Annotated in this window: 17 protein-coding genes; 10 read left to right on the plus strand and 7 right to left on the minus strand. The window is 63.8% G+C overall.

Annotated features, from left to right (window positions below; all coding sequences use genetic code 11):
• Positions 1–42: 42 nt before the first annotated feature.
• On the minus strand, positions 43–939 hold the full coding sequence (locus HWX91_RS32790) for a LysR family transcriptional regulator (RefSeq protein WP_028198901.1): 897 nt from the start codon (positions 937–939) through the stop codon (positions 43–45).
• A 110-nt stretch (positions 940–1,049) separates the two neighbouring features.
• Between HWX91_RS32790 and HWX91_RS32795 the strand changes: the two genes are divergently transcribed.
• Both HWX91_RS32795 and HWX91_RS32800 read left to right on the plus strand, forming a co-directional pair.
• A complete protein-coding gene (locus tag HWX91_RS32795) occupies positions 1,050–2,261 on the plus strand; it encodes a serine hydrolase domain-containing protein (RefSeq protein ID WP_028198900.1) in 1,212 nt (403 codons plus the stop codon).
• Positions 2,262–2,278: 17 nt separating this feature from the next.
• Entirely contained in the window at positions 2,279–3,559 is a 1,281-nt protein-coding gene (locus tag HWX91_RS32800; protein ID WP_208459053.1) for an MFS transporter, read from the plus strand.
• A gap of 78 nt (positions 3,560–3,637) precedes the next feature.
• Here HWX91_RS32800 and HWX91_RS32805 read toward each other — a convergent pair whose 3' ends face one another.
• Entirely contained in the window at positions 3,638–4,252 is a 615-nt protein-coding gene (locus HWX91_RS32805; RefSeq protein ID WP_028198899.1) for a glutathione S-transferase family protein, read from the minus strand.
• Between the two features lie 159 nt (positions 4,253–4,411).
• On the opposite strand from HWX91_RS32805, the gene HWX91_RS32810 reads away from it, so the two are divergent.
• Together HWX91_RS32810 and HWX91_RS32815 are read left to right on the plus strand one after the other, a co-directional pair.
• Positions 4,412–5,317, plus strand: coding sequence for a LysR substrate-binding domain-containing protein (locus HWX91_RS32810; protein WP_028198898.1), 906 nt, complete (start codon positions 4,412–4,414; stop codon positions 5,315–5,317).
• Between the two features lie 213 nt (positions 5,318–5,530).
• The gene (locus tag HWX91_RS32815; protein ID WP_030102082.1) at positions 5,531–5,857 is read left to right on the plus strand and encodes a DUF4148 domain-containing protein; all 327 of its coding nucleotides are present in this window, start codon (positions 5,531–5,533) and stop codon (positions 5,855–5,857) included.
• Between the two features lie 157 nt (positions 5,858–6,014).
• Here HWX91_RS32815 and HWX91_RS32820 read toward each other — a convergent pair whose 3' ends face one another.
• Complete coding sequence (locus tag HWX91_RS32820; protein ID WP_028198896.1) at positions 6,015–6,410, minus strand: acyl-CoA thioesterase; 396 nt, start codon at positions 6,408–6,410, stop codon at positions 6,015–6,017.
• A 303-nt stretch (positions 6,411–6,713) separates the two neighbouring features.
• Between HWX91_RS32820 and HWX91_RS32825 the strand changes: the two genes are divergently transcribed.
• A complete protein-coding gene (locus HWX91_RS32825; RefSeq protein WP_028198895.1) occupies positions 6,714–8,603 on the plus strand; it encodes an ABCB family ABC transporter ATP-binding protein/permease in 1,890 nt (629 codons plus the stop codon).
• A 100-nt stretch (positions 8,604–8,703) separates the two neighbouring features.
• Here HWX91_RS32825 and murU read toward each other — a convergent pair whose 3' ends face one another.
• Together murU and HWX91_RS32835 are read right to left on the minus strand one after the other, a co-directional pair.
• Entirely contained in the window at positions 8,704–9,417 is a 714-nt protein-coding gene (gene murU, locus HWX91_RS32830) for an N-acetylmuramate alpha-1-phosphate uridylyltransferase MurU (protein ID WP_028198894.1), read from the minus strand.
• Between the two features lie 3 nt (positions 9,418–9,420).
• Positions 9,421–10,512: an aminoglycoside phosphotransferase family protein gene (locus HWX91_RS32835; protein ID WP_028198893.1), complete on the minus strand. Its 1,092-nt coding sequence runs from the start codon at positions 10,510–10,512 to the stop codon at positions 9,421–9,423.
• A gap of 222 nt (positions 10,513–10,734) precedes the next feature.
• Here HWX91_RS32835 and HWX91_RS32840 point away from each other — a divergent pair, with 222 nt between their 5' ends.
• From HWX91_RS32840 to rsmA, 4 genes are all read left to right on the plus strand, one after another.
• Positions 10,735–13,101 carry an LPS-assembly protein LptD gene (locus tag HWX91_RS32840; protein ID WP_028198892.1) on the plus strand — a complete coding sequence of 789 codons (2,367 nt, stop codon included), beginning with the start codon at positions 10,735–10,737 and terminating at the stop codon, positions 13,099–13,101.
• Between the two features lie 67 nt (positions 13,102–13,168).
• Positions 13,169–14,533, plus strand: a complete 1,365-nt coding sequence (locus HWX91_RS32845) for a peptidylprolyl isomerase (protein ID WP_028198891.1) — start codon at positions 13,169–13,171, stop codon at positions 14,531–14,533.
• 5 nt (positions 14,534–14,538) lie between these two features.
• A complete protein-coding gene (gene pdxA, locus HWX91_RS32850) occupies positions 14,539–15,549 on the plus strand; it encodes a 4-hydroxythreonine-4-phosphate dehydrogenase PdxA (protein ID WP_028198890.1) in 1,011 nt (336 codons plus the stop codon).
• A gap of 162 nt (positions 15,550–15,711) precedes the next feature.
• Positions 15,712–16,584, plus strand: a complete 873-nt coding sequence (rsmA, locus tag HWX91_RS32855; RefSeq protein WP_028198889.1) for a 16S rRNA (adenine(1518)-N(6)/adenine(1519)-N(6))-dimethyltransferase RsmA — start codon at positions 15,712–15,714, stop codon at positions 16,582–16,584.
• Between the two features lie 81 nt (positions 16,585–16,665).
• Here the strand turns inward: rsmA and HWX91_RS32860 are convergent, their stop codons facing one another.
• Positions 16,666–17,601 (minus strand): DMT family transporter, encoded by a 936-nt coding sequence (locus tag HWX91_RS32860; protein WP_028198888.1) that lies wholly within the window; start codon positions 17,599–17,601, stop codon positions 16,666–16,668.
• Positions 17,602–17,956: 355 nt separating this feature from the next.
• On the opposite strand from HWX91_RS32860, the gene HWX91_RS32865 reads away from it, so the two are divergent.
• Positions 17,957–19,066, plus strand: coding sequence for a porin (locus tag HWX91_RS32865; protein WP_028198887.1), 1,110 nt, complete (start codon positions 17,957–17,959; stop codon positions 19,064–19,066).
• Positions 19,067–19,075: 9 nt separating this feature from the next.
• Here the strand turns inward: HWX91_RS32865 and HWX91_RS32870 are convergent, their stop codons facing one another.
• A complete protein-coding gene (locus HWX91_RS32870) occupies positions 19,076–20,422 on the minus strand; it encodes an MFS transporter (RefSeq protein WP_052660806.1) in 1,347 nt (448 codons plus the stop codon).
• Between the last annotated feature and the right edge of the window lie 76 nt (positions 20,423–20,498).

The raw sequence follows: 20,498 nt of genomic DNA on the forward strand, positions 1-20,498 counted from the left end.
GGCGGCGACGCTACGCGGCGCTCCGGCGTAGCCGGCGTAGCGCTAGGGCACGTTGTCCGCGAGAATCCGCGCGGCCATGAAATCGATGAACACCCGCAAGCGGGGCGGCACGCTGCGTCCGGCCGGCCAGACGATACTCAGATCGATCACCCGCTCGACGTAGTCGTCGAGCACCGTGCAAAGCAGGCCGTCTTTTAGCGCCTGCCGCACCGAAAAATCCGGCATGCACGCAATTCCCAAACCGCGCATGGCGAAGCACACGCGCGTTTCGACGTTGTTGCAAACCATCGAAATCGGCAAGGTCACCTCGCGCTCACCGGCTTCGCGTCGCAACGGCCAGATCTCCAGCTTGCCGTTCTTCGGGTAGCGGTAGTGCAGACAGATATGGTTCGCGAGATCGGCGGGTTTTTGCGGCGTGCCGTGCCGGGCAAAATAGGCCGGCGCGCCAACCAGCACGACGCCGAATGAACCGATTTGCCGCGCTGCGAGGCGTGAATCCGCCAGCGCGCCGGTACGCACCACGACGTCGAAACCTTCGTCGATCACATCGACCACGCGGTCGCTGAAGTCCAGATCCAGTTCAATCTCCGGATAGGCCAGCATGAAATCGGCGAGTATCGGCAACACCAGCGAACCGACCAGCGGCAGACTCGCACGCAAGCGGCCGCGCGGCGAGCCGGCGCTTTGCGATATTTCCAGTTGCGCTGCTTCGATTTCGGCAAGGATGCGCCGGCTGCGTTCGAGAAACTGCATGCCGTCGGTGGTGAGCGTGATGCTGCGCGTGCTGCGATGAAAAAGCCGCACGCCGAGCCTTTCTTCGAGGCGCGCGATGCGCTTGCCCACTGCCGACGCCGACACGCCGAGTAGCCGCCCGGCTGCGACGAAGCTGCGTGTCTCCGCCACCTGCACGAATACCAGGAACCCGCCCAGACTCTCCACCGCTGCCTCCGATTCCGGACATAAATGTCCGTAGACTGAGGAACTCTATCCCAGTTTTTCTTCATTTGCCGGATTCGTATGATGGCCGCATCCCTCTGATTGGAGCCGTCATGACTGAATTGTCCGCGCTGTCCCGCTCTGCTCGCGATCCCGCGCCACTCCCGCTGCGGGTCGATGCGGTGATCGATAGAGCGCTGGCTGAGCAACGCCTCGTTGGCGGCGTCGTACTGATCGCCGAGCACGGCGAGCCGGTGTATCGCCGCGCCGCAGGTCTAGCCGACCGCGAGCATGAACAGCCGATGCGCGAAGATACGCTGTTCCGGCTCGCGTCGATTTCGAAGCCGATCGTCTCGACGGCCGCGATGGTGCTGGTCAGTCAGCAGCGCCTGGGGCTCGACGACGCAGTCGAGCGCTATCTGCCCGAGTTCACGCCGCGTGGAGCGGACGGCGCCGCCGTGCACCTCACCGTGCGGTATTTGCTGACGCATACGGCGGGTCTCGGCTACCGTTTTCTCGAACCTGATGAGCACGGTCCGTATGCCCGCGCAGGTGTTTCCGATGGGATGGATCGCGCCGGCATTACGCTCGCTGAGAACTTGCGCCGGATTGCCGGCGTACCGTTGCTGTTCGCGCCGGGTACGGCTTGGGCCTATTCGCTGTCGATCGACGTGCTGGGCGCGCTGATCGAACGCGTGACGCAGTCGCCGCTGGGCGACGCGGTGCGTGAGCTCGTCACCGCGCCGCTTGGGATGAACGACACCGCCTTTTATACGCTCGACGCGCAGCGTCTCGCGACCCCCTACGTGAGCGACGTGCCACGACCGCACCGCATGCGCGACAAGGAACGCGCGACACCGTTCGAAGGAGCGGTCGGTATCGATTTCGAGCCGGCGCGTGCGTTGGATCCCGAAGCGTTTGCGTCAGGTGGCGCGGGCATGGTGGGTTGCGCCGACGACGTGCTGCGTTTGCTCGACACGCTGCGCGACGGCGGCGGCGCTTTGCTGCCGCGTGCGATCGTCGACGAAATGGGCCGCAATCAGACGGGCGAGATGGGGCCGCCCGATCAGCCGGGCTACGGTTTCGGTCTGGGCTTTTCGGTGCTGCGCGATCCGCTCGCCGCCGATTCGCCGGAGTCGCCCGGCACCTGGCGCTGGGGTGGCGCGTATGGCCATTCCTGGTTCGTGGACCGTAGCCGCGGTCTGAGTGTCGTTGCGTTGACCAACACGTTGTACGAAGGCATGTCGGGGGCGTTTGTGAACGAACTGCGCGATGCGGTGTATGGCGTGAGCGCGGCCAAGGTTCAGGGCGCGAGCCGCTCATGAGCGAATTCGACCAGGATCTGGCTGACGCCGCGACGCGTCCGGGACCATCAGCACGATCGGCACGTTCGGCACAATCGCCCGAATCTGCCGGCCGCTTGCCGCTATCTGGTTTGCTTGCGCTCGCCACGGGCGGGTTTATCACGATCCTTACCGAGGCCTTGCCCGCCGGCCTGCTGCGCGAAATGAGCGGCGACTTCGGGGTGTCGGCGGCACTGATCGGGCAGCTCGTCACCGTGTACGCGGCGGGGTCGTTGCTGGCGGCTATTCCGCTTGCAATCGCGACGCGCGGATGGCGCCGTCGTCCGTTGCTGCTGATGGCGATCGCGGGTTTTATCGTCGTCAATACGGTAACGACGCTGTCGACGAACTACACGCTCACGCTGGTCGCGCGTTTCTTTGCCGGCGTGTCGGCGGGTCTGCTATGGGCGCTGCTTGCCGGCTACGCGGCGCGCATGGCGCCTGCGCATCTGCAAGGCCGTGCCATTGCGGTGGCGATGACGGGCGTGCCGCTGGCCTTATCGCTCGGCATTCCACTTAGGACGCTGATGGGCGCTTCAATCGGGTGGCGCTATACGTTTGGTGCGATGAGCGTGCTGACGGTCGTGCTGCTCGGCTGGGTCCGCTGGCAGGTGCCCGATTTCGCCGGGCAGGCGGCCGGACGGCGCACGACCTTGAGTGGCGTGCTCGCCTCACCCGGTCTCAAGGCCGTACTCGCGGTGATGTTCACCTATGTGCTCGCGCATACCATTCTCTACACCTACATCTCGCCGTTTCTTGCGCTCGCATATTTGCAGCAGCGCGTGGATGTCGTACTGCTTGTGTTTGGGGTGATGGCGCTTGTGAGTATCGCGATCGTCGGCGTGCTGGTGGACCGGCATCTGCGCCGGCTGACGCTGATCAGTGTCGCGCTGTTCGGTGCGGCCGTCGTGACGCTCGGTCTGGCGAGCGATCTGCCGGCCGTTGTCTATGCCGGGGTGGGGGTATGGGGGCTCGCGTTCGGTGGTGCCGCCACGCTCTTTCAAACGGCCTCGGCGCGTGCCGCGGGCGAGGGCGCCGATGTCGCGCAATCGATGATCGTCACGTTCTGGAATCTCGCGATAGCGGGCGGCGGGGCGTTCGGCGGCATTGCGATGGACCGGTACGGCGCGGTCTCGCTGCCGTGGGCGGCCGCGGTGCTGCTGATCGGTACGCTGCTGTGCATCGTTATCAAGGCGGGCATCAATGCGCAGCGCCACAGCCGTACACGCCGCGCGGCGGCCACTGCCGCTGCGCGTCTCGATCTCTGCGGCCGCCAGTGAAAGCGAGGGGCGGCGGCTGAGTCGCTGTGTGCCGCGCAGCAATCGACGATCGATACCCGTTCCTGTCCGGCGGGGATCTCAGGCGGCAGGCGTGTCGAGGAAAACCGGCAGTCGTTCCGCCACTTCGGAAAATGCCTGCAAGTGGGGGTGCGCTGCCTTGGTGACGATCTCCGGCAAAAACATCTGCGTGAAATTCCACGCGACGGCTACCGCGACGTCCGCCGCACCGAAACGGTTCGGTTCGACCGGCAGCGGCGCCGCCGCGAGTTCCTCTTCGAGCGCACGATAAGCGGCATGCAATTGCTCGGTCACCCGCTTGATCCACGGCTCATGCTGTTTCTCCGCCGGCCGCAGATTGCGTTCATAGACGATCTGCACGGTCTTTTCAGAAGCGGCCAGCGCGAGACCGGTGAGGCGGGCCGCCCGCAGGCAGTGGTCCGCCTGGGTCGGGAAAATCCGTTGATCCGGTGCGGCGAGCGTGGCGACGTATTGCAGGATCACGGTCGAATCCATCACCTGCTGGCCGTCGTCCAGGATCAGCGTGGGTGCTTTCACGACCGGGTTGATCTTCGCGAACGCGTCGTAAGTGCTGAACACCGAAATCGACTGATGCTCGAAGTCGAGCTTCAGCAACTTCAGGCAAATAGCGACCCGGCGCACGTAGGGTGAATCCAGCATTCCGATCAGTTTCATCTCAATCCCGTTAGAAGATCTATATGGCTGCCCGTGCGAGCGGGTGGGCGGCGATTTGCCTGTCAGGCGGTGCCTACGGAGCGTGAAGGCAATAGATTAACCGTCTTTTCATGGCAGAAAAAGCGACATTATTCGACGGTTTACGTCAGAATTTCTTACATGAAACCCATTCCGCCACTGGCTGCTCTGCGCTGCTTCGAAGCCGTCGCCCGGCTCGGCGGCGTGACGCCGGCCGCGCGGGAGTTGCATGTCACGCATTCGGCGGTCAGTCAGCAGATCAAGGTGCTGGAGGAGTCGATGGGCGTCGCGCTGTTCGTGCGCGAAGCACGTGGCCTGCGCCTTACCGACGACGGCCGGCTGTACGCGCTCGAAATACGCTCCGCGCTGCGCGACATCACCCTGGCGACCCGCCGTGCGCAGGCGCGTCCGCATCAAAGCGATCTGGTGATCTCAACCGTGCCGTCGTTCGCGCAGCATTGGCTCGTGCCGCGCCTCGCGAGCTTCCGTGAGGCGCATCCATACTATCGCGTGCGCCTGATGACGAATCTGCAGATCGAGGATTTTCGCCAGGGCACCAGCGACATCGGCATTCGCATGGGGCAAGGGCATTGGCCCGACGTCGCACAACAGAAACTGTTCGACGACGACATGCTCGTGGTCGCGGCACCGCATTTCGCGTTCGGGCCGCATGGCCGTTTTCCTCGCACGGCCGAGGACGTGCTCGCATGTCCGCTGATCTCGAGCCCCGACGCGCCCTGGAGCGACTGGTGTCAGGCGGCGCAGGTGGCCGAGCCGGCCGCCGAAGCGACGGTCTTGTCGGCGAACGATTCGAACATCGTGATTGGCGCCGTGCTGCTCGGGCAGGGCGTCGCGCTCGAGCGGCGCAGCCTCGTCGCGCATGCGCTCGCGCGGGGCGAACTGGTGCAGATCACCGACATCCGCGTGCCGTATCGCTATCCGTACTGGCTGGTCTGGCAGCAACGCGAGATCCTGAACGCGAAACAGGCGCATTTCGCCCAGTGGATCGATGGGCAGGTCGACGCTTATTTGCGTCACGGTTCGTGAGCGTGCGCGCCGCCTGGCACATGCGGCGGCCGCTTGCAGGGGGATTACCGGTTTGCGGGCGCGTGACAGTCGTATATATTCGGGATTCCCGTCTCAGACTTCCCGGGAACCACGAAGCATCGATTCACGTGGCGTTGCGCCCGCCTGTCGCTGCTCGCACTCCGTCAAGGGCGTTTCGCCGTCGAATATCTTCCAATACGACTGGAGAGAAAAATGACGTCTTCACCTGCAAAGAAATGGGCTGTGCTGTTGACATCGGTTGTACTGAGCGTGGCTTCGGTTGCACCGGCGTTCGCACAAAACGACGCAAGCGCTCCGGCAGCCGATGCCACCAATGCCGCCAAGCCGTCGGCCGCGTCCAAGGCAGCAGCCAAGGCGCAACGCAAGGCCGCCCGCAAGGAGGCGCGTGCCAAGAAGAACGCAGAGTTGAAGCAATTGGAGAGCAACGGGTATAACCCGTCGCGTAACGATCCGAACTATCCGACGGATCTGCAGAACGCGCAGAAGAAGGCGGCTGCTGGTGCGGCGGCGAGCCAGTAAGCGGCTGCGGGCCGGACAGCGATTGCGGGTTCGGCTGCGTTTGGACCGGGTAGCAGGGGCGCAAGCCGCCTTGCAAACGCAACCGGGTGAGGACAATCTGTGAAGTTAAGCGAGGCGCTCAGGCGCCTCGTTTTCGTTCAATGCCACCAATTGCCGTTTAATCCAGCACGGGCAGCGCGCGCGGGCGCCGGTCGCTGTCGGTTGCGACGTAGGTCAGGGTTGCTTCGGTGACCTTCACGAGGTCTTCGGTCAGACTCATACGCTGCGCGTAGACCTCGACTTCGACGGTGACCGACGTGTTGCCCGTCTTGACGATGTCCGCGTAAAAGCTCAGCAGATCGCCGACGAACACCGGCTGCTTGAAGACGAACGAATTGACCGCGATGGTCGCGACCCGGCCGTTGGCGCGGCGGCTTGCCGGAATCGATCCGGCGATATCCACTTGCGCCATGATCCAGCCGCCGAACACGTCGCCGTGGACGTTCGCGTCCGACGGCTGCGGAACGACGCGCAGCGCGCAGTGTTTTTGCGGAAGTTGGAGGATATCGGTCATCGGGGCACCCTTGAAATTCGTAATGGCTCGGTCGGCTCGGTCGGCTCGAGCGGCAGGCGGGGATTTCATGGCAACTGCACGACGCAGTGACACCGCATCGGCGCGGTCCACCTGCAACCGGGCGGCCGGTCAACCCATGAAAAGCGGCGCCAGCCAGCTTCTGCGACAATAGAAAGATCAGGAATTGTACGGGAAAGCGCCCAGCCGGGTCGCGCGACATCGAGCAGAGTGCCGGGTTGGCATGCTGCCGGTCGGCGCGCCGCTGCGAACTCCGTCGCTTCCATCCTCTCCCCAGCCGATCCCATGCGCCGTACGCCCTCGTCCGAACCTTCCCCGATCTCGACCCAGCCGCGCAACGACTGGCAAACGATCCTGTCCTTACTGCCTTACCTCGCTACTTATAAATGGCGCGTGGGCTTCGCGCTGAGTTGTCTGATCGGCGCGAAGGTCGCGAATCTCGGCGTGCCGATCGTAATGAAGCGGATCATCGACGGCCTCGCGTCGGTGAAGCATCTCACCGCGCTCGGCCGTGCGCACGATTCGCCTGGCATCGTGCTGCTTGGCGGAGTCGGTTTGATGGTGGTCGCCTACGCGGTGGTGCGGCTGTCCACCTCGCTTTTCACCGAGCTGCGCGAGATCCTGTTCGCGAAGGTGACCGAAAGCGCGGTGCGCCAGCTCGCGCTGAAAGTGTTCCGCCATTTGCATGCTTTGTCGCTGCGGTTTCATCTCGATCGGCAGACGGGCGGTATGTCGCGCGATATCGAACGCGGCACGCGCGGCATCACGCAACTGATTTCGTATTCGCTGTACAGCATTCTGCCGACCCTGGTCGAGGTCGGCCTCGTGCTCGGCTTTTTCATCGTCAAGTATGAGGCGTATTACGCGATCGTCACGTTCATTGCGCTTGCCGCGTACATCGTATTCACCGTGAAGGTCACCGAATGGCGCACGCATTTTCGCCGCACGATGAACGAGCTCGATTCAAAGGCGAATTCGCGCGCGATCGATTCGCTGCTCAACTACGAGACGGTGAAGTACTTCGGTAACGAGGAGTGGGAAGCACACCGTTACGACGAAAATCTCAAGCGCTATCGCACGGCCGCGATCAAATCGCAGCGCTCGCTGTCGGCGCTGAACTTCGGGCAGCAGGCGATCATCGGCACGGGTCTCGTATTCATTCTATGGCGCGCGACCGAAGGCGTGATGGCCGGGCGCCTCACGCTCGGCGACCTGGTCCTGATCAACACCTTCATGCTGCAACTCTATATCCCGTTGAATTTTCTCGGCGTCGTATATCGGGAACTGAAGCAGAGCCTCACCGATATGGATCGCATGTTCACGCTGCTGGGCGCCACGCAGGAAGTGCCCGACGTGCCGGACGCGCCCGCGTTGCGGGTGAGCGGTGCGCAGGTGCGCTTCGAACATGTGAACTTCTCGTACGAGCCGGCGCGGCAGATTCTGCACGACGTGAGCTTCACGATTCCGGCGGGCAGCACTACGGCAGTGGTCGGCCATAGCGGCTCGGGCAAATCGACGCTCGCGCGGCTGATGTTCCGCTTCTACGATCTGGACCGTGCGACGGGCGGCGCGATCACCATCGACGGCCAGGATATTCGCGATGTCGCGCAGGATTCGTTGCGCGCCTCGATCGGCATCGTGCCGCAGGATACGGTGCTGTTCAACGATTCGATCTACTACAACATCGCTTATGGCCGTCCGTCGGCTACTCGCGAGGAAGTGATCGCGGCGGCGCGCGCGGCGCATATTCACGACTTCATCGAAGGGCTGCCGAAGGGTTATGAAACGCCGGTCGGCGAGCGTGGCCTCAAGTTGTCCGGTGGGGAAAAACAGCGCGTCGCGATTGCACGGACCATCCTCAAGAATCCGCCGATCCTGTTGTTCGACGAAGCGACCTCGGCGCTCGATTCACGTTCGGAACGTGCGATCCAGCATGAACTGGATCAGATCGCCCGCGAGCGTACGACGCTGATCATCGCGCACCGGCTTTCGACGGTGGTGCACGCGCAGCAGATCATCGTGATGGACAAAGGGCGGATCGTCGAGCGTGGAACACATGCCGAATTGTTGAGTGCGAACGGGCTGTTCGCGCAGATGTGGGCGTTGCAGCAGCAACGTGCAGCTGAAACGCCGGAGTCGGCGGAAACGGTGAGCGCGGGAGAGGGCGGACGGTGAGGTGTTGCGTCGGCGCCCAAGGCGGCGTGGAGCGTGACTAAGCGAGCTTGCGTGAACCTGGGCGAGCTTGGGCGAACCTCTTGCGCCGGGTGCCCGGCGCTTATCGTGCGCTCAGGCGCTGATCCAGAGTCTGTAGCTGTGCCGGCGTGCCGACGTTTTCCCACAGACCCTCATATACCTCCCCGCTCGCGAGACCGCGCGCAATCGTCTCGCGATAGTACGGCGTGAGCGCGCGCCGCGTGCCGCGCGGCAGATCGCGAAACATCCGTGTGTCGTAGAGACCGATGTTGCCGAATGTGAAGCGCGGCTGCGCATCGAGCGACAGCGTCCCGTCCACCAGGCCGAAATCGCCGTTCGGGTGAAACGCCGGGTTCGGCACCATCACCAGATGCATGCCGGGCGTGGCTAGCGCGTTCAGCGCTTTGGCGCGCGTGTCGAGTGTCGCGTAGTCGAAATCCGCGTAGACGTCGCCACTGACCGCGACGAAGACTTCGCTCCTGCCCTCGTCCTCCAGCAGCGGCAGCGCTTGCGCGATACCGCCCGCCGTCTCCAACGCCTCGTGTTCCGCCGAGTAACGCAAGTGCACGCTCCAGCGCGAACCGTCGCCGAGCGCGGCCTCGATCTGCTCGCCGAGCCACGCGTGGTTGATCACGATAGTTTGAAAGCCGGCGCGTGCGAGGCGTTCGATCTGCCATACGATCAACGGCTTGCCGCCGGCTTCCAGCAAAGGTTTGGGGCATGTGTCGGTTAACGGACGCATGCGCTCGCCGCGCCCGGCGGCGAAAATCATCGCTTTCTTCAGAGACATCGTCATCGGTCAGAACGTGTAGCCGACTTCATTCGCGCGGCCTTCGAGATCGTCCAGCAGCTTCGCGAACGGGCGCAGCGGCGCATACCGTTCGGCGACCTTACGGGAATAACCGATGAAGCGCGGCAGATCCTTCATGTAGTGCGGCTTGCCGTCGCGGTAGTTGATCCGGCAGAACAGCCCCAGCACCTTGATGTGCCGTTGCAGCCCCATCCATTCGAGCTGGCGGTAGAACTCGCCGAAATCCGGATCGACCGGCAGGCCGGCTTTTTTCGCGCGCTCCCAGTAGTACACGAAGCAATCCAGCTCGAACTCTTCGTCCCAGCCGAGGAAGGCGTCGCGCAGCAACGAGGCGGCATCGTAGGTGATCGGGCCGTACACCGCGTCCTGAAAGTCCAGCACGCCGGGATTCACGGGGTTGGGCTCGGCCGCGACCATCAGATTGCGCGGCATGAAGTCGCGCAGCATGAAGACCTGCGGCTGTGCCCGGGCGCTGGCGATCAACAGCGCGAAGGTGCGATCGAGCACCCCGCGGGTCTTTTCGTCGACCTCGCGGCTCAGATGGCGGCCGAGGAACCACTCCGGCATCAATTCCATCTCGCGGCGCAGGAAGGCTTCGTCGAACGGCGGCAGCACGCCTTCGCGCGAGGTGAGCTGCCAGCGGATCAGCGCATCGAGCGCGTCGCGCATCAGCGAGCGGGCGCGGCGGGGCTCATTCCCGTCTTGCGCCTCGGTCAGCGCACCGAGGTACGAAGCGGTGCCCAGATCGGTGACAAGCATGAACCCGGCGTCGAAATCGACCTCCAGCACACGCGGCACATGCACATTGGCGGCCTCGAGCAGATGCGTGACCTGCACAAATTCGCGGCACTTTTCGGGCGGTGGGGCGTCGACGGCGATCAGGGTGCCGCTGCTGCCGCCTTCCGCCGCCTTACAGGCAAGCCGGAAATAGCGCCGGAAACTGGCGTCGGACGAGGCCGGGGCGAGCGTGTCGAGTTCGAGCGCATAGCGTGCTGCGTGGGCGTTCAGCCATGCCTTGAGCAGGTCGAGGCGGCTGTCGGCGGGAGCTTGGGTGGAGTCTTTGGAGAGGGGCAGCGTCATGAAAACCGGCGGCAAATTCAGGGGGGCAACGTCTTGCCATATAATACCCCACGACTTTTTTGACGCGACTCACGCCGGCTTTCGCGCATTCCGCTTTACCGCCCGCCTCATCGTTCGACAGATTGTAAATATTGATGTGCAGCCGACTGTCACGGTCGGGGTGTGCAGGCGGTGGATCGTGACTGCAGAAGCTGACGGACGGGCCGATTCGCCAAACGATACATGCCGCCTAGACAGCTTTCCCAAACGACTTCCTCTTGTGCCGTAGTGCCGCGCAAAAGGCGGCTCGTAGCGGCGTTGATCGCCGTTCCGGGCCTGATGCCCGCGCTTGCGCACGCCCAGCTGGTGGGGGAAGCGGCGCAGCCGCAACCTATCGACGCGCCGTGGGGCATGCAGCTCGCCCCGCAGCTCGAAGACCATCCGTTGCAGGCCAGCCAGAAGCCGGCCACTTTCGTGCTCGGCGACACGACGAGCGGCACCACCGATCAGGACCTGGCCGCGAAAGGCTCGGCCGAGGTGCGGCGCAATACCTTCGTCATCAAGGCCGACGCGCTGCACTACGATCAGGACACGGACATGGCCGATGCCTACGGCCAGGTTCACCTGAACAACAACGGCGCCGTCTTCTCCGGCCCCGAAGCGCATATGCGGGTGGACTCGAGCGAAGGCTTCATGTCGGCGCCGAAGTATCACTTCAACGTGACCGGCGGCTCCGGCAGCGCGGAGCGCGTCGATCTGCTCGACACCGAGCGTTCGGTGTTCACGAAGGGTACCTACACGGCTTGCTCGTGCTCGGACAATCCGGCCTGGTACCTCAAAGGCGGCGAGTTCGATTTCGACACCGGGGCGGACGAAGGTGTCGCGTACAACAGCGTGCTGTTCTTCCAGGGCGTGCCGATATTCGCGTCGCCGTGGCTGTCGTTCCCGCTGTCGGGCGACCGGCGCAGCGGTATTCTGCCGCCTTCGTACTCGGTGAGTTCGACGAACGGCTTCGAGCTGTCGCTGCCGTACTACTTCAACATCGCGCCGAATCGCGATCTGACCGTCACGCCGCGCCTGATCTCGAAACGCGGCGTGCAGCTGCAGTCGACCTTCCGTTATCTGTCGCCGACGTATTCGGGCTCGATCACCGGTGAGTTTCTGCCGGACGACCACCTGACCCACACCAACCGCTACGCGCTGTACATCCAGCACAACCAGAACTTCGGCAACGGGTTCGGCGGTTATATCTACTACAACAAGGTCTCGGATAACACGTATCCGGAAGATCTGTCGTCATCGGTCAGTCAGTTCCTGAACGGCACCCAGCTTCTGTATCAACAGGAAGCCGGGTTGACCTATAACAACGGCCCGTGGTCGGTGCTCGCCCGCGAACAGCACTGGCAGACGCTGACGCCTTCGATCGCGCCGTATGGCCGCGAGCCGCAGTTGAATGTGAAGTACGCGAAGTACAACGTTGGCGGTTTCGACTACGGCGCGGAAGCCGACTACACGAATTTCCGCATCACGACCGGGGACCTGACCCAGGGTCAGCGGGTCATGTTCAACCCGTATGTGTCGTATTCGGTGGTCGGACCTGGGTACTTCGTTACGCCGAAGGTGCAGTGGCACCTTGCGTCGTACAACCTGAACAACATCAGCAACGACGTACCGGTCGGCACGCCGAAGAATTTCACCGAATCGATCCCGACGCTCAGCTTCGACACCGGGCTGATTTTCGACCGTTCGGTACGGCTCTTCGGGCAGGATTACATCCAGACGCTCGAGCCGCGGATTTACTACGTCTATACGCCGTACCGCAACCAGGCGTCCGCGCCGCTGTTCGATACGGCCGACTCCGACTTCGGGCTGGCGGAAATCTTCACGCCGAACACCTTCGTCGGCAACGACCGGATCGCCGACGCGAACCGTCTGACCGCGGCCATCACCACGCGCTTCATCAACCCGGCAACGGGCGACGAACGCGCGCGCTTCGTGATCGCGCAGCAGTATTACTTCCAGGATCAGCGCGTCACGCTGCTGCCTACGCAGACCAGCACGCAGGCCACGCATTCGGACCTGATCCTCGGGGCGTCGCTCAAGCTCGGCGCCGGTTTCGCTTCGGAAACGGCGTTCCAATATAATGCCGACAACAACCAGTTGGTGAAGACGAGCGTCGGCTTTGGCTTCAGCCCGGCCTCCGGCAAGGTGATCAATGTCGCGTATCGCTACACGCGCGCGAACACCACGCTGGATAACACGCCGATCAACCAGGTGCTGATTTCGGGGCAGTGGCCGCTGACGCATCGGGTGTACGGGGTAGGGCGATTCAATTACGACCTGGGCGGCCATCGGATCGTCGACGGTCTGGTCGGTCTGCAATACGACGCCGACTGCTGGACGCTCGGCGCCGGGATTCAGCGCTACGCGAACGGTCTGAATACGTCGGGGCAGAATCAGTCGAGCACGCGGTTTCTCGCGCAGTTGACGCTCAAGGGCTTGTCGACCGTCGACAACGGGCTGATTCCGGCGTTCCGCGCCAGCGTGGCTGGCTATACGCCGTTGCCGCCGCCGCCGCCGCCGGAATCGCGTTTCACCAATTACGAATGACGCTGGCGCGATCATTTATCGCATGCGAAAAGACGGGCCAGGCGCGCCCGACATCATTGGAGTATCTGTGGCAATCATGAAAAAGCTTCGCTTGGCAACACTTGCGGCCGGTCTGGTCGCCGCAGCGTCTTTCCTGTCGGTTGCGCCCGCTCAGGCGCAGGCGCTGTCGTCCGGCAATAACGGCCAGACGGTCGACACCATCGCCGCAGTGGTCAACAACGGTGTCATTACACGGCGCGAGCTCGACGATCGCATCGGCCTGATTACCCACCGGCTGAACCAGCAGAACGCCCCGGTCCCGCCGATGGACCAGTTGCGCCAGCAGGTGCTCAACCAGATGGTGCTGGAACGCATCCAGTTGCAGAAGGCGAAAGAAGACGGCATCAACATCGACGATGCCGCCGTGCAAAAAACGCTCGAACGGCTCGCGCAGGCCAACAACATGTCGCTCGACATGTATCGCTCGCGCATCGAGGCGCAAGGCGTGCCCTGGGCCACCTTCACGAAAGACGCACGCACCGAGCTGACGCTCTCGCGTCTGCGTGAGAAGGAAGTGGACAGCAAGGTCACGGTGTCGGATGCCGAGGTCGCGAACTACATTGCCAGCCAGCGCGGCCCGAACGCCGGGCTGACGAGCGATCTACACCTTCAGCACATCTTCCTGAAGGCGCCGCTGAACGCCTCGGAAACCGATATCGAAACCGCGCAGAAAAAGGCTCAGGCTCTGCTGGCCGAAGCCAAAGGCGGCGCCAACTTCGAGAAGCTGGCGAAGTCGAATTCGCAGGCACCGGATGCTTCGAAAGGTGGCGACACGGGTTTCGTGCCGCCGTCCAAGCTGCCGCCTGAGTTCGTCAAGGCCGCCTCGACGCTGCGTCCGGGCGAGATCAACCCGGACCTGATCCGCACCAACGACGGCTTCGAAATCTTGCGCCTCGTCGATCGTCGCGCCGGCCAGGGCACCAGCTCCGATGCACCGAAGCTCGTGCAAACGCACGTTCGCCACATTCTGCTGCGCGTCGGCGACGGCATGTCCGAGCCGCAAGCGCGTCAGAAGCTGCTTGAGATCAAGAACGAGATCGCCGCCGGCGGCGACTTCGCGAAGTTCGCCCGCACGTACTCGCAAGACGGTTCGTCGTCGCAAGGCGGCGACCTCGGCTGGATCAGCCCGGGCGAGACGGTGCCGGAATTCGAGCGCGCGATGAACAGCCTGCAGGACGGCCAGATCAGCGATCCGGTGCGCAGCGAATACGGTTACCACCTGATTCAGGTGCTGGGCCGCCGCGAATCGGAAGGCTCGGTTTCGCAGCAGATGGATCTGGCGCGTCAGGCGATCGGTCAGCGCAAGGCGGAACAGGCCTACGCCGACTGGCTGCGCGAATTGCGCGACACCGCTTACGTGGAAGTGAAGCCGAATCTGTCGAGCATGCAATAAACATCATGACAAGCGCCGCGCAGCCTACCAGCCTTCCGTTACAGATCGCGATCACGACCGGCGAGCCCGCCGGCGTCGGCCCCGAGCTGACCGCGCAGGCGCTGGCGGGTGCGGCGGCGCACTGGCCTCACGCACAGTTCACCGTGCTGGGCGATGCGGATTTGCTGGCCGACCGCGCGCGCGCGGTCGGGGTCGATTGGGCCGCGTTGCTGGCGCAAGGCAAGCGCGTGCGGGTGCAGCATAGGCCGCTCGGCGCGCCCTCGCTGGCCGGCAAGCTGGACGCCGCCAACGGCCGCTACGTGCTCGATCTGCTCGACTGCGCGATCGACGGCGCCGTGGCCGGCACGTTCGACGCGATCGTCACCGCGCCGCTGCAAAAGAGCACCATCAACGACGCCGGCGTCCCGTTCACCGGCCACACGGAATATCTGGCCGAGCGCACGCACACGCCGCGCGTGGTGATGATGCTGGCCGGCACGGGCAAGCGCCCGTTGCGCGTCGCGCTGGCTACCACGCATCTGCCGCTCAAAGATGTCTCCGCCGCGCTAACGGTCGACGGGATCGTCGAGACGCTGCGCATCGTCGATCACGATTTGCGCCATCATTTTGGTTTGCCCGCGCCGCGCATCCTCGTGACGGGGTTGAACCCGCATGCGGGCGAAAACGGTTATCTGGGCCGCGAGGAAATCGAGGTGATTTCCCCGGCACTGAAGCTCGCGAACGAGCAAGGCATCGACGCTCCTGGCCCCTATCCGGCGGACACCTTGTTCCAGCCGCGTTATCTGGAGCAGGCCGACTGCGTACTGGCGATGTTCCACGATCAGGGTCTGCCGGTGTTGAAGTACGCGACCTTTGGCGAAGGCATCAACATCACGCTCGGCCTGCCGATCATTCGCACCTCGGTCGATCACGGCACCGCGCTCGATCTGGCCGGCACCGGCCGAGCCGACGCGGGCAGTATGATCGCCGCGATCGATGCGGCGGTTTCGATGGCGCAGCACCGCCGCGCGGGCTGATCCGGCAGCCGCGCAGACGGGGCGTACGCGCTCCCCGGCGTTTGCTGTTTTCGTGTTCGTGGCGCGCGTGGCGCTGGTTTGTTGCCGGGTTGTTCCCGGTTGCTCCCGCTTGTTCCCGGGTGCTCCTATTCTTAAGCAGTTCTCTTTCAAAGCGTTTCTTCGATGTCCACCAGCAGACAGCAACAGGGCCGCCACCAGGGCCATATCGCGCGCAAGCGTTTCGGGCAGAATTTTCTGGTCGACATGGGCGTGATCGATTCGATCGTCGACGTGATCCGGCCGCAGCGGGGCGAGCGCATGGTCGAGATCGGGCCAGGGCTTGGCGCGCTCACCGAACCGCTGATCGAGCGCCTGGCAACGCCGGAGGCGCCGTTGCACGCGGTCGAGCTGGATCGCGATCTGATTGGCCGTCTCAAGAGCAAATTCGGCGCGTTGCTCGAGTTGCATGCGGGCGACGCGCTTGCGTTTGACTTCGGCACGCTCGCAGCGCCGGGTGAGAAGGCGTCGCTGCGCATTGTCGGCAATCTGCCGTACAACATTTCGAGCCCCTTGCTGTTTCATCTGACCGCCTTCGCGGACCGCGTGATCGATCAGCATTTCATGCTGCAGAACGAAGTGGTCGAGCGCATGGTGGCGGAGCCGGGCACCAAGGCGTTCAGCCGCCTGTCGGTCATGCTGCAATATCGCTACGTGATCGATAAGCAACTCGACGTGCCGCCCGAGGCATTCCAGCCGCCGCCGAAGGTCGACTCGGCGATCGTGCGGATGATCCCGTACGAACTGCATGAATTGCCGGCCGTGGACGAGCGCGTGCTCGGCGAGGTGGTCACGGCGGCCTTCTCGCAGCGGCGCAAGATGCTGCGCAACACGTTGGCCGCGTTCCGCGATCTGGTGGATTTCGAAGCGCTGGGTTTCGATCTGCAACGTCGCGCCGAAGATGTGCCGGTGGCCGAATATGTGCGTGTGGCGCAGATCGTGGCCGCTTCGCCGACGCGCGGCACCGCAGCCGCGGACGTTGAGACCGACGACGCCTGAGTCGCGTCGTACGGTCCGGAACCGAAGTAAGCGCGCGGCGTCCTGCAGCGCGTGCGAAACGCGCCGCGCGCACTCCAACCGCTACGCAGCAGCCCGCTTCACGGGCGCATTGACCAGCGCAATGCCGACGAGCACGAGCGCCGCCGCCATCAGAAAGCGCAGACTGAACGACTCGCCGAGCAGCAGTACGCCGAAGGTCACGCCAAACAGCGGTGTCAGGAACGAAAACACCGACAGGCGCGACGCGACGTAACGGGTCAACAGCCAGAACCACACCAGATAGCTGACGAACGCGACGATCACCGCCTGATACGCAACGCTCATCACCGCGAGCGGCGTGACGGTTTCCACGCGTGCCTGGCCGAGCCCCAGCGCGAGCGCGAGCAGCACTACAGCCGACACCATTAATTGATAGAACAGCGTCTTGCTGGCGCTCGTGTGGGCAAGCCGCGTGGCGCGGACCACCACGGTGGTCGCGGCCCACAAGATGCCGGCCAGCACGCCGAGCGCGTCGCCGGCGACGCCCTGCAGGGTTGAGCCCTGTGCCGCGTGGTCGTGCAGGAAACCGTCCGCGAACGCTAGCGCCATGCCCACGAACGCCACCAGGATGCCGAGCCACTGGGTGCGCCGCATCCGCTCGCCATCGGCGAACCAGTGCAGGCCGAGCGCTGTGAAGCAGGGTGCGGTGTACAGAAACACCGCCATGCGCGAAGCGCTGGTTAGCGTCAGGCCGAGAAAAATGCACACGAATTCGCCGGCGAACAGCACGCCCGCGAGCAAGCCGGCGCCCAACGTGCCGTCGTCGCGAAACAACGGGGTGCCGCGCGAGCGCGCCCAACCCCAGACCAGCACCGCGGCGATCGCCGAGCGCAAACCCGCCTGGAATATCGGTGGCAATGCGGTGTTGGCGCTCTTGATCGCGACTTGCTGCAGTCCCCAGATCGCGCACAAGCCAATCATCAGAAGGATGGCGAAGCTGTCCAGGGTGCGGCGGGCGGGCAGGGCGGTGGCGCTCATGGGTCTCGTGGCGTTGTCGTTATAGATCGTACGATATCAAATCCGTCCCTCCCGCCATGCGATGACCCCACCGCCTACGCGTGCTTCTTACAATCTGCAAGCGTTTCGATGAGAGAACAACACTTATGTCTGTCTATTTTCTTACTGCCCCGATTTCGCGCTAAGGTTCATCCACGCGCATTTCGTCAGCTCATTCAAGTGGCTTGTACGGGCCTTCACGGGAGCTCCTACGCGGACCCGGGCGGCATCTTCCCGTCGATTGTGCGGCCTCAGATGAGCAGCGTGGCGGCGCGTCGCGTCGGGTGCGGCGGCGTCAAAAATCCGCAAAAAGCGGGAACCTGTACGAGGAGACGACATGAAGAACGTAAGCAGGTGGGCGATGGCAGCCGTGCCCGCCGCGTTGGCGTGCCACATGGCGCACGCCCAATCGAGCGTGACGCTTTACGGCGTGATCGACGAGAGCGTGCGCTACCTGACTCATGCAAATCGGGCCGGTGATTCATCGCTCGGACTCGGCAATGGCGGCATGACGGAGAGCCGCTGGGGCATCAGGGGCACCGAGGATCTGGGCGGCGGCTGGTCGACGTTCTTCAAGCTCGAAAACCGTTTCTACATGAATAGCGGCCAAAGCGATCCCACTTTGCCATTCTTCAATGAGGCACAGGTGGGCGTGCGCTCGGATTCCTTTGGTCAGGTGATCTTCGGCCGTCAGTACAACGTGATGATCGAGGGCGTGACCATTGGCGGTTATGGCAGCAATCTCTGGATTCCATACGATTTCAGCTTTCAGCCGGAAGTGACGATGACCGGCGGCATCTGGACCAGCAACCAGGTGCAGTATCAGGCGAAATATGCGGGTTTCCATCTCGCCGCCGGCTACGCATTCGGCGGCAACGCGGGCAATTCATACGGCAGCCAGGTGGGCGTGGCGGCCGCTTACGCACCGGGTGGTCCGTTCACGTTCGGCGGCGCGTATCAGGAGTCGAAAGATTCAGTCAATGGCGCCGCGGCGAAGGCGTGGACCTTCGGCGGGTCGTACACGTGGAACATGACCCGGTTTTCCGCCGGCTATATCGTCGACCAGAATGACGCCGGATTTTCGAATTTTGCCAACGGGCCGTTTACCGCGCCTGCGCTGGCCGCGCTCAAGTACACCGATTTTTCGCGGCGTCGCATGATCATGGGCGGCATCACGCAGCAGGTCGGTAACGCCTGGCACTTCGCAGCGAACGTGTGGCGCACCCTGCAGGACGGTAAAACCGCTGCGCAGAACGGTTCAGCGTGGCAGTACCAACTGGTCGCCGACTACAACCTTTCGTTGCGCACCGATGTCTATCTGGAAGGCGACTACTCGCTGTACCGGGGCGGTTTGATCGGCGCGCAGTTGCAAGGCGTCAACGGTGTCGGGCTGGCGCAGAAGGGGAGCCAGATTGGCCTGATGGCCGGTATGCGGCATCAGTTCTGAACGCCCGATTTACGCCGGCGCGCCTTCCATGCGCCGCTTCGACCGTTGCGGGTCGATCAGCGTGAACCCTGTTGTGCCGACGATCAGCAGCAGCACGCCCGTTACCGCGAAGCCGATCTCGTAGCCACGCGCGTCGCCTGCCGCGCCGAGCAGCTTGCCCATCGCGACGGGGCCGATCAGTCCGGCCGTGGTGAAGATCGAGTTGGTGATCGCGAGCAAGGCCCCGCGCCGCGCCACGGGCGCGACTTCCGCGACCAGCATCGGACCGAAGGTGAACGTCTGAAGCGCCAACGCGCTGGCGAGCCCCATCAAGGCGACCTTGACGAGCGGCGGCGCGCCGAACAGCAATGCGCAGTACGCCAGTCCGCTCACCACGCATACCGCGCTGATCAACTTGCCGCGAGCTGCCTTCGACGACACGCCACGCTTGAGCATGCGATGCGAGACCATCGCGAGCGCGATGCCGATCGGAATCTGCGCCGCGACTTGCAGCGCGAACAGCCAGCCGGCCTGGGTTGCCGCGAAGCCGAGGCCGAGCCGGAAATACGCGGGCACCCAGGTGAAACCGATCGCGATTACCGCATAGGCGACAAAGCATTGCAGCATCACGCCGATGACCGTGCGGTCGCTCAGCATGTGCCGCAAGCGCAACGACGCCGCGCGAGGGACCGCCCCTGCAACGGCAAGCGCGGGTGAGGCGTTGTGCTGACGATTCCCCGTCTTGCCCAGACACAGCCACAGGATCGTCCAGCCAATGCCGACCGCGCCAAGCGTGAGAAACGTTGCGTGCCAGTGCCACCGCTGCGAGATATAGGTGAGCGCGGGCCCGGCGATGATGACGCCCGCCGTTGCCCCCTGCTGCACGATGACGGTGGGAAGACTGCGCTCACGGTCGTCGAACCAGCTATAGACCACATGCAACGCGAGCGACGAGGCCGGTCCTTCGCCCGCACCCAGCAGGACGCGGCATAGCAGCAACACGGCAAAGCTGGTCGGCCACGCGAGCGGCAACTGCGCGACCGCCCAGGTCAGCGCGAGCGCGGCAAGCAGCCATTTCATATTGACGCGGTCGGCAATCAGGCCAATGGCAATGCCCGAGAGCGAGAACAGCAGAAAAAACGCGCTGCCGACGAAACCGAACTGACCATGCGTCAATTGCATGTCATGCATCATCGGGATCGCGACCAGTCCGAGCACGGCCTTGTCGGCGAAATTGATCAGCATGAACAGGAACAGCGAGGCGACGATGACCCAGCGGCGGCTCGGCGCGGCCTCGCGTGTGTGGGCGGCCTGAAGCGGCGCCGTATCGGCGGCGAGCGCCGTGCAGCGCTTCGTGCTGCTGAGAATAGTGGGCAAGGCGTGTCTCCGTTTCTGGCGCGAGGCGCTGGGTTTTCGCCCATTTGAGGTGGTATAAGTGAATTGTTCAAGTGCA

It is taken from the genome of Paraburkholderia fungorum (assembly GCF_902833645.1).
Classification (GTDB): domain Bacteria; phylum Pseudomonadota; class Gammaproteobacteria; order Burkholderiales; family Burkholderiaceae; genus Paraburkholderia; species Paraburkholderia fungorum.

Excerpts from the sequence above, each read along its gene's own strand:
- HWX91_RS32795 (WP_028198900.1), top strand. The coding sequence starts at position 1,050 with ATGACTGAATTGTCCGCGCTGTCCCGCTCTGCTCGCGATCCCGCGCCA.
- HWX91_RS32805 (WP_028198899.1), bottom strand. The coding sequence starts at position 4,252 with ATGAAACTGATCGGAATGCTGGATTCACCCTACGTGCGCCGGGTCGCT.
- HWX91_RS32810 (WP_028198898.1), top strand. The coding sequence starts at position 4,412 with ATGAAACCCATTCCGCCACTGGCTGCTCTGCGCTGCTTCGAAGCCGTC.
- HWX91_RS32815 (WP_030102082.1), top strand. The coding sequence starts at position 5,531 with ATGACGTCTTCACCTGCAAAGAAATGGGCTGTGCTGTTGACATCGGTT.
- HWX91_RS32820 (WP_028198896.1), bottom strand. The coding sequence starts at position 6,410 with ATGACCGATATCCTCCAACTTCCGCAAAAACACTGCGCGCTGCGCGTC.
- HWX91_RS32825 (WP_028198895.1), top strand. The coding sequence starts at position 6,714 with ATGCGCCGTACGCCCTCGTCCGAACCTTCCCCGATCTCGACCCAGCCG.
- murU (WP_028198894.1), bottom strand. The coding sequence starts at position 9,417 with ATGACGATGTCTCTGAAGAAAGCGATGATTTTCGCCGCCGGGCGCGGC.
- HWX91_RS32835 (WP_028198893.1), bottom strand. The coding sequence starts at position 10,512 with ATGACGCTGCCCCTCTCCAAAGACTCCACCCAAGCTCCCGCCGACAGC.
- HWX91_RS32840 (WP_028198892.1), top strand. The coding sequence starts at position 10,735 with ATGCCGCCTAGACAGCTTTCCCAAACGACTTCCTCTTGTGCCGTAGTG.
- pdxA (WP_028198890.1), top strand. The coding sequence starts at position 14,539 with ATGACAAGCGCCGCGCAGCCTACCAGCCTTCCGTTACAGATCGCGATC.
- rsmA (WP_028198889.1), top strand. The coding sequence starts at position 15,712 with ATGTCCACCAGCAGACAGCAACAGGGCCGCCACCAGGGCCATATCGCG.
- HWX91_RS32860 (WP_028198888.1), bottom strand. The coding sequence starts at position 17,601 with ATGAGCGCCACCGCCCTGCCCGCCCGCCGCACCCTGGACAGCTTCGCC.
- HWX91_RS32865 (WP_028198887.1), top strand. The coding sequence starts at position 17,957 with ATGAAGAACGTAAGCAGGTGGGCGATGGCAGCCGTGCCCGCCGCGTTG.